This window comes from Streptomyces sp. NPDC088812, assembly GCF_044750285.1.
Lineage (GTDB): Bacteria > Actinomycetota > Actinomycetes > Streptomycetales > Streptomycetaceae > Streptomyces.
The window spans coordinates 26,105-39,158 of the sequence record NZ_JBIVJP010000035.1 but is presented as its reverse complement, the minus strand read 5'-3'; the positions used below and the strand labels follow the sequence as shown (position 1 = coordinate 39,158).

General features: G+C 72.3%; 10 protein-coding genes. 2 read left to right on the top strand and 8 right to left on the bottom strand.

The genetic code is table 11. From position 1 onward, the window contains the following. Positions 1-31: 31 nt before the first annotated feature. Positions 32-418, top strand: coding sequence for a hypothetical protein (locus ACIP67_RS40860; protein WP_401699215.1), 387 nt, complete (start codon positions 32-34; stop codon positions 416-418). Positions 419-475: 57 nt separating this feature from the next. On the opposite strand, the gene ACIP67_RS40855 is transcribed toward ACIP67_RS40860, so the two are convergent. The 5 genes from ACIP67_RS40855 to ACIP67_RS40835 form a co-directional block, all read right to left on the bottom strand. Next, the gene (locus ACIP67_RS40855; protein WP_401699213.1) at positions 476-2,815 is read right to left on the bottom strand and encodes an ABC transporter permease; all 2,340 of its coding nucleotides are present in this window, start codon (positions 2,813-2,815) and stop codon (positions 476-478) included. Continuing rightward, on the bottom strand, positions 2,812-3,501 hold the full coding sequence (locus ACIP67_RS40850) for an ABC transporter ATP-binding protein (RefSeq protein WP_401699210.1): 690 nt from the start codon (positions 3,499-3,501) through the stop codon (positions 2,812-2,814). The genes ACIP67_RS40855 and ACIP67_RS40850 overlap by 4 nt, the downstream gene beginning before the upstream one ends. Further along, a complete protein-coding gene (locus tag ACIP67_RS40845; protein ID WP_401699208.1) occupies positions 3,498-4,022 on the bottom strand; it encodes a PadR family transcriptional regulator in 525 nt (174 codons plus the stop codon). The genes ACIP67_RS40850 and ACIP67_RS40845 overlap by 4 nt, the downstream gene beginning before the upstream one ends. A 324-nt stretch (positions 4,023-4,346) precedes the next feature. Then, on the bottom strand, positions 4,347-4,604 hold the full coding sequence (locus ACIP67_RS40840) for a hypothetical protein (RefSeq protein ID WP_389513810.1): 258 nt from the start codon (positions 4,602-4,604) through the stop codon (positions 4,347-4,349). Further along, positions 4,601-5,563, bottom strand: coding sequence for an SPFH domain-containing protein (locus ACIP67_RS40835; protein ID WP_401699206.1), 963 nt, complete (start codon positions 5,561-5,563; stop codon positions 4,601-4,603). Before ACIP67_RS40835 ends, ACIP67_RS40840 begins: the two co-directional genes overlap by 4 nt. 300 nt (positions 5,564-5,863) lie before the next feature. Between ACIP67_RS40835 and ACIP67_RS40830 the strand changes: the two genes are divergently transcribed. Beyond that, on the top strand, positions 5,864-8,263 hold the full coding sequence (locus tag ACIP67_RS40830; protein WP_401699204.1) for a transglycosylase domain-containing protein: 2,400 nt from the start codon (positions 5,864-5,866) through the stop codon (positions 8,261-8,263). A 137-nt stretch (positions 8,264-8,400) separates the two neighbouring features. On the opposite strand, the gene ACIP67_RS40825 is transcribed toward ACIP67_RS40830, so the two are convergent. The 3 genes from ACIP67_RS40825 to ACIP67_RS40815 all read right to left on the bottom strand — a co-directional run bounded on the left by ACIP67_RS40825 (position 8,401) and on the right by ACIP67_RS40815 (position 12,985). Beyond that, a complete protein-coding gene (locus tag ACIP67_RS40825) occupies positions 8,401-10,518 on the bottom strand; it encodes a SpoIIE family protein phosphatase (protein ID WP_401699201.1) in 2,118 nt (705 codons plus the stop codon). Between the two features lie 316 nt (positions 10,519-10,834). Further along, positions 10,835-11,527 carry a DUF402 domain-containing protein gene (locus ACIP67_RS40820; RefSeq protein WP_401699199.1) on the bottom strand — a complete coding sequence of 231 codons (693 nt, stop codon included), beginning with the start codon at positions 11,525-11,527 and terminating at the stop codon, positions 10,835-10,837. Between the two features lie 72 nt (positions 11,528-11,599). Further along, a complete protein-coding gene (locus ACIP67_RS40815) occupies positions 11,600-12,985 on the bottom strand; it encodes a class II fumarate hydratase (RefSeq protein WP_401699295.1) in 1,386 nt (461 codons plus the stop codon). Positions 12,986-13,054 lie beyond the last annotated feature (69 nt).

Below are 13,054 nucleotides of genomic sequence, written 5' to 3'. Positions count from 1 at the left end.
TGACTGAGCCACCGAATTCTCCGACCAGGTGATGGGCCTGGTCAAAGCACTGCGTACGGATGCCCCCGACTGCGTCGCCTCCGGCGTCGTCGACATGTCGACCGGCATGCTGCTCTCCTGCGAGACCGTCGACAACCATCCGCCCGAGGTCCTCGACCTGCTCGCGGGCGCGACCCTCGACCTCTTCCAGGGCCGTACGGTCGTCATGATCGAGGACGTCTTCAAGGAGCGGCGCGGGATCACCGGTGACAACCACTTCTTCCAGGAGATCCTCGTCAACAGCGACAACCTCACCCACCTGTTCGTGCGGATGACCGGGCAGCGGGACGTCGTCGTGGTGGTCGTCTGCCGCAAGTCCGTCAACGTGGGGATGCTCTTCGCGCAGGTGCGGAGGGTGGTGAAGGAGTACCGGCTGTGAGCGTGTCGAGGGCTCCTCACCGCGCTCTTCGGCGAGGAGCCCTCGGCCGTGGGCGGCCTACTCCGTGCGCAGCCCGTCCGGCCGCATCAGCCGCATCAGCGGGGGCAGGCTCAGCAGCGTCACCAGGAGGACGACCGCCGCGCCGCAGCCGGTCATGGCCAGGACGCTCGCCCAGTCCACGGCCACCGGCGTGTCCGTCATCCGCAGCAGCACCGCGCCCAGGGTGAGCCCCACCACCGAGGCCAGCAGCAGGCCCAGCGCGACCGGGACCGCCGTCTGCCACAGCACGGACAGGCCCAGCGTGCGCCGCCGGGTGCCGAAGGCGACCAGCGACGACAGCAGCTTGCGGCGCTCGCGCAACTGCTCCAGCTGCGACACCAGCAGGCTCGCCCCGATCAGCGCCAGCACACAGACGGCGCCGACGAGCAGCCCCGTGCGCAGGGAGTCGTACCGCGCGGACGTCGTCGTGGCCGACCAGGTCACCGGTTCGGCCAGCGGGTCGATCGCGGCGGCGGTGTTGCGGACGTGCTCGACGGCGTCGGGCACCGACGCGTCGACCGAGAGGTAGAGCTGACCGGCGACCGCGGTCCCGAAGTCCTCGGGCAGCGCGGCCGGGGTCATCAGGAAGCCGCCGCGCCGGGTGCCGGTCGGGTCCTCGACCGCGTGGGCGCGGGTGACGCCCGCCGGGACGGTCCAGACGACCTCCGCGCGGCTCGCGGCGGGGGACGACTCCAGGTACAGCTTCGTGCCGGGCACGTTCAGCTTCGGCCCGTCGGGGGAGTAGTCGGAACCGTCGAGGACGAACAGGTCGCCGTCCGCGCAGGACGGCAGCTCGGCCACCTCGCGCAGCGCCGCGCAGTCGCCGACGGTCAGCTCGGTGGCGAGGTCCGGGCCGTTCCCGCTGCGCCAGCTGGAGTCGCCGAAGTAGCCCTCCCACAGGGCCGTGACCTTCCGTACGCCCTCGGTGCCGGCGAACCTCTCGGCGGTCGGGGCCAGCGGGGTGCCGTCCGGCAGGCTCACCTGCATCTGCGCCCGGCCGAGGTCCTGGGGGGTGTCCTCGGTGTACTGGCCGTCGACCCCGGCGAACAGCATCTGGAGCGCGATCGCCCCGGCCACCGCCACCGCGATGCCGTTGACCATCCGGGCCGCCGAACCGCTGCTCAGCTGGAGGCGGCGCACGGCGAGCTGCCAGGCGACACCGCCCGCGCCCAGCCGGGCGACGAACCGCTCCACCAGCCACGGCAGCAGCGCGGTGACCCCGACGAGGAGGAGCAGCACGCCCCCGACCACCAGGTACTGGTTGAAGTCGCCCTCGGCGCGGCCCTGCCCGACCATCGGGGAGAGCATCGCGAGGCCGGCCGGCGGCAGCAGCAGCCGCCACCACAGCCGGCGCCGGGCGGGCCGCGCCGCCCGGACCACGCCGAGCGGCTCGATCACCACCCCGCGCAGCGCGAACAGGGTGACCAGGACGGCGGCCGTCGGGACCGCCACCGCGACCAGCGCGGCCAGCACGGGCGAGGGGTCGAGGTAGCTGGGCCACACACTGATGCCCATCACCTCCACCGAGCCCGCCAGCTGACGTGCGATCAGGAAGAACCCCGTGCCGACGGCCAGGCCGAGGAGGGAGCCGGCCATCGCCTCGCCCGCCGCGATGCGCCGGGCCATCCGGCTGTCGGCACCGACCAGTCGCAGCGCGGCGAGCCTGCGGTCGCGCCGCTCGCCGCCGAAGCGGACGGCCGCCGCGACGAACACCGCGACCGGCATCAGCAGCACCACGATCACGACGATGTTCATCAGGACCAGGACCGGGTCGGACTCCTCCTCCGTCGGGCTCCGCTCCCCGAACCGCTCCAGCCGGGACACCGTCGAGCCGTCGATGTGCGCGGCGAGCCCGGAGGCGCCCGCGTAGTAGGCGAGTTCCCGCGAGCCGATGAGCCCGCTCTCCCCGATGGTCCCGACGATCCGGTACGGCAGCCGCTCGCGCAACAGCTTCGCGTCGTCCGAGGCGAGCAGTTCCTTCAGCGCGGGGGAGACCACCATGTCGCCTTCGGCCGGGTACGCGTCCACCCCGGGCGGCAGCGGCGCGCGCGGCCCCTCCGGCTCCACCAGCCGGCCGCGGACGTCCCGGTCACCGAACGCCGTGTCGACATCGGCGACGAGCAGGGTGTCGTCGGCCGCGGGCGGCGGCTCGGAGTCGAACGTGTAGTCCATGCGGGCCTGTTCGTGGGCGTTCCGCTCCGCGAGCGCGTTCGGCAACGCGGTCGACAGCAGCAGCAGCGCCACGCCGAGTCCGACGCCCACCGCCGTCAGCACGGTCCGGACCCAGCTCTCCCGCCCGCCGGCCAGGGCGAACCGGACCCCCAGCCCCAGGTCACGAGGCCACCGCGGCAGGTTCATACGATCCGCTCCATGTCCCGGGACTTCCCGTCCCGTACGACGATCTCGCGGTTGGACCAGGCGGCCACCCGCGCCTCGTGGGTGACCAGGACGACGGCCGTGTTCGCGGACCGGGCGGCCTCGGTGAGCAGCTCCATCACGCGCTCGCCGTTGAGGGAGTCCAGCGCGCCGGTCGGCTCGTCGGCGAACACCACCCGCGGGCCGGTGACCAGCGAGCGCGCCACCGCGACCCGCTGCCCCTGCCCGCCGGACACCTCACCGGGCCGTTTGCCGGCCAGGTCGTCGACCTCCAGCCGTTCCATCCAGGTCAGCGCGGTCCGCTCGGCCTGCTTGCGCGGGGTGCCGTTCAGCCGGAGCGGCAGCGCCACGTTCTCCACGCAGGTCAGCTCCGGCACCAGCTGCCCGAACTGGAACACGAACCCGAACTCCGAGCGGCGCAGCGCGCTGCGCCGGGCGTCGCCCAGGGCGGTGAGCTCCTGCCCGTCGTACGTGATCGAGCCCGAGTCGGGGGTGACGATCCCGGCGAGGCAGTGCAGCAGCGTGGACTTGCCGGACCCGGACGGGCCCATGACGGCGACGACCTCGCCGGGGTGGACGGAGAAGTCGGCGCCGTCCAGGGCGAGGGTCGGACCGTAGGCCTTGCGCAGGTCCTCGGCGGCGAGCAGGGAGCCGGCGGGGGCGCTCATGACGTCACCGCCCGGCGCAGCCTGTCGAGGCGCGCGGCGGTCAGCTCCAGCCAGCGCAGGTCGGCCTCGAGGTGGAACAGGGCGTGGTCGCAGATCAGCTGGTCGGCGAGATCGCCCCGGCGCTTGCGGTCGGTCAGGATGCGCATGCCGCGCAGGTGCTCGGCGCGCTGGGTGTCGAGGATCTCGGCCGCGTCGCGGTGGGTGAGCAGCGCCAGGACGACCTTGGTGTACAGCGTCGACTGGAGGTACGGCTCGGGTTTCTCGGGCGTGGCGAGCCAGCGGGCGAGGTCGGTGACGCCGGCGTCGGTGACGGCGTACCGCTTCCGTTCCGGGCCGCCGCCCGGCTCGACGCCGTCGACTTCCACGAGCCCGTTCTTCAGCAGCCGGGACATCGTCGAGTAGACCTGGCCGTAGTGCAGCGGCCGGTCGTGACCGAATTTCTCGTCGAAGGCCCGCTTGAGGTCGTAGCCGTGGCGGGGCCCGGACTCCAGGAGTCCCAGAAGGGTGTGACCGATGGACATGGCAGCGACTGTACACACGGTGTATACGCGGTGTGTATACGTGAAGTCCGGGACGGTGGGGAGGCGTTGGGGAGTGTGCAGGTGGGGGCCGATTGTCACAGATCTGCTACAGCGCCGGCGGGTCACCGGCCGGGCCGCGGTGGCCGCGCTCGGGGCGACGACGGCCGCTCCGCAGGAAGTCGACGGTCGCTCCTCGGGAAGTCGGCGGCTGCTCTTCGGGAAGTCGGCGGCTGCTCCTCGGGAAGTCAACGGTCGCTTCTCGGGAAGTCGGCGGCTGCTCCTCGGGAAGTCCGCGGCCGCTCCGCGGGGCGTCTGCACCCGTTCTCAGGGCGACGGGGGCCGGGGCGCGGAGTCTTTGGGCGGCCGTCCGCGACGCGGGAGGGGGCCGGCCTCGCCCGGCAGCCTCCCCGCCTCCTTCAACGCCTTGCGCAGCAGGAACTCGATCTGGGCGTTCGCCGACCGCAGCTCGTCCGACGCCCACCGGGCCAGCGCGTCGTGGACCGACGGGTCGAGCCGCAGCAGCACCTGCTTGCGCTGCCGCGGCCGACGCTGCGGGGCACCGCCCCCGGCGGGATCCGTCACTGGTAGAGGGACCCGGTGTTGAGCACGGGCTGCGGTGCCCGGTCCCCGCAGAGCACCACCAGCAGATTCGACACCATCGTCGCCTTCCGTTCGTCGTCCAGTTCCACGATGTCCCGCTCGGCGATCCGGCTGAGCGCGTCCTCGACCATGCCGACCGCGCCGTCCACGATCTGCCGCCGCGCCGCGACCACCGCGCCCGCCTGCTGCCGCTGGAGCATCGCGGAGGCGATCTCCGGGGCGTAGGCGAGGTGGGTGAAGCGGGACTCGATGATCTGCACACCGGCGGCCTCCACCCGCACGCGCAGCTCCGCCGCCAGCTTCTCGGTGATCTCCTCGGCGTTGCCGCGCAGCGAGAGCCCGTCCACGTCATGGGCGTCGTACGGGTACTCGATGGCGATGTGCCGGACGGCGGCCTCGGTCTGGGTGGAGACGAACTCGAAGTAGTCGTCCACCTCGAAGGTCGCCTGGGCGGTGTCCTGGACCTTCCACACCACGACCGCGGCGAGCTCGATCGGGTTGCCGTAGGCGTCGTTGACCTTCAGGACCGCGGTCTCGTGGTTGCGGACCCGGGTGGAGATCTTCGTGCGGGAGGTGAAGGGGTTCACCCAGCGCAGGCCGTCCTCGCGGATGGTCCCGCGGTACCGCCCGAAGAGCTGCACCACGCGGGCCTCGCCCGGGGCCACCATGTTCAGCCCGCACACGGCGATGAGCGAGGCGAGGGCGACGAGGACGCCCGCGGTGATCAGGACGGCCTTGCCGGCGGTCGCCGCCACCGCCGCGCCGGCCGAGATCAGGCCGCCGCCGGCCAGCAGCCCGGCCAGCCCCGTCAGCAGCGCGAGCCCGCCCCCCACGCTCCGTGCGGGGAACTCCCGCACGCGCGGGGCGGGCATCTCCGGCACGTCGAGCTCGGATGGGACGGGCGCGGCGGGCGCCGGGATCTGCGGGTCGTGCGTGGACATAGGGGTCCCCCGTTCTCGCGAGCACTGCCTCGCGAACTGGCTCTGCTCTCTCCGGCCTTCTGCCCGAGGCCTTCTATCTAAGTGATAGCACTTTATTGCGGGATGGCAACCCTGGGACCCCGTCGTTCGTCGTTTCCGGTGGAACGGTGTGCCGGTTCCACCGCGGGGGGTGCTGATTCTCACGCCCGGGCCCGGCCGGATCGGGCCCCCTTTGTCACAGAGAGCGGTGTTAGCTTTCTGAGCTGACCTGCCTCCGGGCACGGGTGCGACTGCCGAACAGGAAGCGGAGCGAGCGGACTCATGGGACGAGCGGACGAGAGACGAGCGCGACAGCGCGGTGGCCGCCGCACAGCGCCCAGGGACCGTTCGCCGGGGGCGGCCCCGGAGCCGCGCGAGGAGTCGGTGCCGACGGCCCAGGCGGCCACCGGCGTCGCGGCCGGCGGACGCGCGGCGGCCCGCCGGAGCGCCAGGAAGGGCGCCAAAGGCGGCGACAAGGGCCGCATACGCCGGCTCTTCACCTGGAAGAAGGTGATCGGCACGTTCCTCGGCGTCTGTCTGCTGGGCATCGGCGCGTTCGTCGTGCTGTACCTGACGACGCCGATCCCCGAGGGCAACGCGGCCGCCCAGTTGCAGAGCAACGTCTACAACTACAGCGACGGCACCCTGCTGACCCGCGACGGCGAGCTCAACCGGGAGAACGTCGACCTCTCCGAGGTCCCCAAGGCCGTCCAGCGCACCTTCGTCGCCGCCGAGAACAAGTCCTTCTACCAGGACGCCGGCGTCGACCTGAAGGGCACCGCCCGCGGTCTGCTCAACACGGTCATGGGCAAGGGCGCCCAGGGCGGTTCGACGATCACCCAGCAGTACGTCAAGAACTACTACCTGACGCAGGAACAGACCGTCACGCGCAAGCTGAACGAACTGGTCATCTCGCTGAAGCTGGACCGGGAGAAGTCCAAGGACTACATCCTCGCCGGCTACATCAACACCAGCTACTACGGCCGCGGCGCCTACGGCATCCAGGCCGCCGCCCAGGCCTACTACCGCGTCGACGCCGACCAGCTCACCGTCGCCCAGGGCGCCTACCTCGCCGCACTGCTCCAGGCCCCCAGCCAGTACGACTGGGCCGTCGCCTCCGACACCGGCAAGAAGCTGGTCCAGCAGCGCTGGAACTACGTCCTGGACAACATGGTCGAGGAGGACTGGCTCGACCAGTCCGAGCGGGACGCCCTGAAGTTCCCGGTGCCCGAGGAACCCAAGGCCGCCCCCGGGATGGAGGGCCAGGTCGGCTACCTGGTGGACGCAGCCAACAATGAGCTGGCAAGACAACTGGTCGCCCAGGGCAGCGCCGAGAACATCAATGACGCCCTGACGATGGTCAGGGCCGGCGGCTGGAATATCACGCTCAACATCGAGAAGAGGAAGCAGAAGGCGCTGGAGACCTCCGTCGAGGAGCAGCTGACCAGCAAACTGGACGCGAAGAAGCGCTCGGTCGACGGCGATGTGCAGGCCGGTGCCGTATCCGTGAACCCGAAAACGGGCGCGGTCGTGGCCATGTACGGCGGGGTCGACTACGTCAAGCACTACACGAACAACGCCACCCGGGCCGACTACCAGCCCGCCTCCACCTTCAAGCCGGTGATCCTCGCCGCGGCCCTGGACCAGGCGGCCCAGACCCAGGACGGCGAGGAGATCACCGCCGACACCCTCTACGACGGCACCAGCAAGCGCCCCGTCGTCGGCAGCGACATCGGCTTCGCCCCGGAGAACGAGGACGACGTCGACTACGGCGACGTCACCGTCCAGACGGCGATGAACAAGTCCATCAACTCCGCCTTCGCGCAGATGGGCGTCGACGTCGGCATGGACAAGGTGCTCCAGACCGCCAGTGACCTCGGCATGGACACCGAGGGCCTGAAGGCCGTGCCCGCGCAGACCCTGGGCACCATGGGCGCGAGCCCCCTCCAGATGGCCGGCGTCTACGCGACCCTCGACAACCACGGCAAGAAGGTCACCCCGGCCGTCATCAAGTCGGTGGAGAACAGCGCCCACGAGGTGGAGCTCTCCGACCCCATCGGCGAGCAGGTCATCAGCCGCGAGGCCGCCGACACGGTCACCTCGGTCCTGACCGGCGTGGTCGACGACGGTACGGCCCAGACGTCCGTACGGGACAACCCCGAGCGCAACGGCCAGAAGGTCGCGGGCAAGACGGGCACCTCCGACAACAACCTGTCGGCCTGGTTCACCGCCTACACCCCCGACCTGGTCACCTCCGTCGGCCTGTTCGGCGAGTCCGCCAAGTCCCCGCACCCCCAGGTCAGCCTGACCGGCGCGACCGGCCTGATCCCCGGCAAGGGCCGCATCAACGGTGGTGGCTACCCGGCGCAGATCTGGGCGGCGTACACCTTCGGCGTCTCCACCAAGGTCACCAAGTTCGACCTGGAGACCGACCAGGGCGCCGCGGTCCAGCCGACCGTGACGGCCGAGCCGTCCCCGTCGGAGTCCCCGGAGCCGACGGAGGAGCCGAGCAGCGAGGCCCCGACGTCCAGTGCGCCCGCCGAGAGCGCGACCCCGTCCGAGGAGCCGACCACGGAGGAACCCTCGGAAGAGGCGACCACGGAGGAGCCGTCGGAGTCGCCGACGGCGGAGGAGTCCGAGACGGAGGAATCCGAGAACCCGTTCGAGCAGATGGGCCAGTAGCGGACGGGCCAGTAGCGGACGGTCCGGTGGCGGACCGTCCGGTGGCGGACCGTCCGGTGGTGGACGGTTCGGTGGTGGACGGTTCGGTGACGGCAGGGCGCCCGGTGATCATCGGGCGCCCTGCCGCGGCACACCGTCTAACCGTGGTTGAGCTCGAACCAGACCACCTTGCCGGTGCTCAGCCGGGTCGCTCCCCAGCGCCGGGCCAGCCGGTTGACGAGGAACAGGCCCCGGCCGCCCTCGTCCGTGGCGCGGGCCTGCCGCAGCCGCGGCAGCTGCGGCACGTCGTCCCCGACCTCGCATCGCAGCACATCGGTACGGAGCAGCCGCAGCGTCACCGGCCGGGTGGCGTACCGCACCGCGTTGGTGACCACCTCGCTCACCAGCAGCTCGACGGAGTCGGACAGCTCCTCCAGCCCCCAGCGGGCCAGCGCCCGACGGGCCAGCCGCCGCGCCCGGCCCGGCGCGGCGTCCTCCGGTTCCAGGTACCAGTACGCCACGTCGTTCGGTGCGATCCCGTCGAAACGCGCGGCGAGCAGCGCGATGTCGTCGTCCCGGTCGCCCGGACCGAGCATGTCGAGCACCTCGTCGCACAGCGCTTCCAGGGGCGGCGGATGGTCCGGCCCGGTGAGCTGGGCGGTCACCGCGAGCTTCTCGCGCAGTTGCTCTATGCCGGTCGCCACGTCCCGCAGCCGGGACTCGACCAGGCCGTCGGTGTACAGCAGGAGCGTCGCCCCGGCGGGCGCGTCCAGCTCCACGGCCTCGAAGTCGACGCCGCCCACCCCGATCGGCGCGCCCGGCGGCACCCGCAGCACCTCGGCCCGTCCGCCCAGGTGCAGCAGCACGGGCGGCGGATGGCCGGCGTTGGCGATGGTGATGCGGTGCGAGACCGGGTCGTAGACGGCGTACAGGCAGGTCGCCATGCGGTCGGTGCCCAGGCGCTGTGCCTGCTCGTCCAGGTGGTGCAGCACCTCCTGCGGCGGCAGGTCGAGCCCGGCGAGCGTCTGCGCCGTGGTCCGCAGCTGGCCCATGATCGCGGCCGACGTCATGGAGTGACCCATGACGTCGCCCACCACCAGCGCCACCCGGCTGCCCGGCAGCGGGATCGCGTCGTACCAGTCGCCGCCGACCCGCGCGGTCTCCGCGGCGGGCAGGTAGCGGGAGGCCAGCCGGACGCCCGTGGGGCGCGGCAGGGTCTCCGGCAGCATCGTGCGCTGGAGCTCGTCGGCGATGTACGCCTCACGGTCGTACAGCACCGCCTTGTCGATGCCGAGGGCGCTGTGCGTGGCGAGCTGGGCGGCGACCAGCAGGTCGTCGTTCTCGAAGGGGATGCGGTCCGGGCGGCGGATGAACACCGCCGCCCCGATCACCCGGCGCCGGCCGCGCAGCGGGGCCAGGATCGCCCGCTGGCCGTCCGGCACGTCCAACTGGCTGTCCTCGCCGAGCAGTTCCGGGAGGGCGGCGCGCGCGGCCGGATGATCGGCGAAGACCGGGCGCACACCACGCAGCACCTCCGCCAGCGCGCCGCCGGGCCGCACCTCGCACAGCTCCGCGATCGCCGCCGACAGCTCCGACAGCTCCGGTGCCTCCGGGGGCGGCAGGCCGAGCGCGGCGAACCCGGTCTCGGTGTCGCGCTCCTCGGGGATGCGGTCGGTGCGCCGCAGCCGCAGCACGACCCGGTCCGCGACGGGCCGTTCGTCGCCCACCGGCAGGGGGTCGCGCAGGTAGACGAGGATCGCGTCGGAGAACGTCGGCACGGTGGCCCGGCACAGCCCCATCACGATCTCGTCCAGGTCCAGGCCCCGGGCGATCCGCCGGGTGGCCGCGCCCACGAAGCGCAGCCGGTCCCCGTCCCGCCGCATCGGCGTGGGCCGGCCCGGAGCCGGCGCCTGGCCGGTGCGGCGCTCCTGCCCGTCGGGGCCGGGCTCGGACCGGGTCTGGGCGCCCGGCTGGACCGGGATGGACTCGGGCGCGGGCCGCGGCCGGTGCTCCTCCACGCCCGGCTCCACCCCCGCGGACGACACGCCCAGCGGCTCGGCGGCCGCGGGCTGGGAGTGCTCGGAGCCGGCCGGGGCCGACCCCGTCCCCTGGCCGCGCGGCGCGGCCCCCGGGGTGTCCTCGGTGCGGCCCTGGGCGGTGGCGGACGGTAAGGCGGCGGAGCCCGGCGCCGAGGCCTGGGCACGCAACAGCGCCCCGCGAGGGTCCGTGGGGTCGACGCCCTGGGGGCGTTCGTAGGAGGTGGGCTGCTCCGTCACGCGTGTCGAATCCGTCCGTCCGGGGCTGCGCGCCGCGCGCGCAGTCGGTCCCGCGAAGAACCCGATACCCGGAACACATGTCCCCGGAACGGAATTCCCGCGTGGTCAGAGGCTGTTCCTGTGTCACCGGTGGATCGGGCACGGCCCCAAGGGCCCACGTCGAAGGCCCTGCCGGTGTTGCCCTCGTACCCCTCGCTCACGTCCTGCCGCCCCTCGGTGACGTTCGGTCAGACCGGGCGTCTGATCCGGGAGTTGCTCTGTGCTGCGCTTGCGGAGGACGATCCTACGTTTGTTGCCCGGGGGCGCAGCAAGGGTCTCATGTGGACAGGCGCGCGGGCACGCGGTCCCAGTCCTCCGGCAGCAACGGTACGGCCCAGGACGGATCCGGGCGCCAGTGCTGCCAGCCCTCGTCGAACGGCGGCCCCCAGGCGCGGATCGCCGCCACGGCGGCCCGGCCCGCCTCCCGCACCCGACCGGCCGCCGCCGCGTCCATCAGGCCGTCCTGCTGGGCCTGCGCGAACTCGTCCTCGTCGCGCCACTCCCAGGTCCGGTCCTCATAGACGCAGATGTCCAGGAAGTGGTCCTCGGAGTCGACGCCGCCGTCCCAGCGGGCCATCGGTTCCTCGAGGTTGACGTACCAGTTCTTGAACTGCCAGCCCGGCTCCCAGAACAGCCACACCGACCAGGGCTCGCCGGGCCGGGCCAGCTTCAGCACGCCCGTGCCGAACCAGCGGTCGAGCACCACGCTGCGCGGCTTGACGTACCGGCTGTGCAGCGGTTCCTGGTGCGGCGGGGTGCCGTCCGCGAGGACGGGCTTGACGCACTCGGTGCCGGGGGCGAGCCACACGGCGAGCACGTCCTCGTCGTCGCGGACGACGGTCACGGGCCGGGCGATGTGTAAGCGCTCGCCGCCGTTCTCCCGGTAGCGCCACAGGATCTGGTCACCCGGCTCCCAGAAGGCCGCCGCACCGCCCGTTCCCACGTGTCTCACCGCTCCGCCGTCTGCCATGCACAGATATTAGGTGCCATGGGCATACGACGCTGCGGCGCGCGTCACGGTTCTCGCGCCGGGCGCGAAACGTCACGGACGTGTCATCCGCAGGACATCGAGCGCCTCGTCGAGCTGTTCCAGCGTCAGGTCGCCGCGCTCGACGTACCCGCCCTCCAGGACCGCCTCCCGGATGGTCCGCCGCTCCGCCAGCGCCTTCTTGGCGACCTTCGCGGCCTCCTCGTAGCCGATGTACCGGTTGAGCGGGGTGACGACGGACGGCGACGACTCGGCGTACTCGCGGGCCCGTTCGCGGTGGGCGACGATGCCGTCGACCGTCCGGTCGGCGAGCAGCCGGGAGACGTTGGCGAGCAGCCGGACCGACTCCAGCACGTTCTTCGCGATGACCGGCAGCATGACGTTGAGCTCGAAGTTGCCGGCGGCGCCCGCCGCGGCGACCGTGGCGTCGTTCCCGGTGATCTGCGCGGCGACCATCAGCACGGCCTCCGGGATCACCGGGTTGACCTTGCCGGGCATGATCGAGGAGCCGGGCTGGAGGTCGGGCAGGGAGATCTCGGCCAGTCCGGTACGCGGCCCCGAGGCCATCCACCGCAGATCGTTGGCGATCTTCGTCAGTCCCACGGCGATGGTCCTGAGCTGCCCGCTGGTCTCGACGACGCCGTCCCGCGCGCCCTGTGCCTCGAAGTGGTCGCGGGCCTCGGTCAGCGGCAGCCCGGTGACCCGGGCGACCTCCTGGATGACGGCGGCGGAGAAGCCGGGGGGCGTGTTGATGCCGGTGCCGACGGCGGTGCCGCCGAGCGGCAGTTCGGCCAGCCGGGGGAGCGAGGCCCGCAGCCGCTCGACGCCGTACCGCATCTGGGCGGCGTACCCGCCGAACTCCTGGCCCAGCGTCACCGGGGTGGCGTCCATGAGGTGGGTCCGCCCGGACTTCACCACGTCGGCGAACTCCCCGGCCTTCCGCTCCAGCGCGGCGGCCAGGTGCTCCAGGGCCGGGATCAGGTCGCGGGTGACGGCGGCGGTGGCGGCGATGTGGAGGGAGGAGGGGAAGACGTCGTTGGAGGACTGCGAGGCGTTGACGTGGTCGTTGGGGTGGACGTCCCGGCCCAGGCGCTCGGCCGCCAGCGTCGCGACGACCTCGTTGGTGTTCATGTTGGACGAGGTCCCCGACCCGGTCTGGAACACGTCCACCGGGAAGTGCTCGTCCCACCGGCCCTCGGCCACCTCGGCGGCCGCCTCCTGGATCGCCTCGGCGATCTCCTTGTCGAGCACCCCCAGTTCGGCGTTGACCTTGGCGGCGGCGCCCTTGATCCTCGCGAGGGCCTCGATGTGCGCGCGCTCCAGGCGCTGCCCGGAGACGGGGAAGTTCTCCACGGCCCGCTGTGTCTGGGCCCGCCACTTCGCGTGCGCGGGGACGCGGACCTCGCCCATGGAGTCGTGCTCGATGCGGTAGTCGCTCATACCGGGTTCAGCGTGGGGGCGGGCGCGGTTGTTCCGGGAGTGGGCTGATCGGGGGCGCTCAAACAGCCC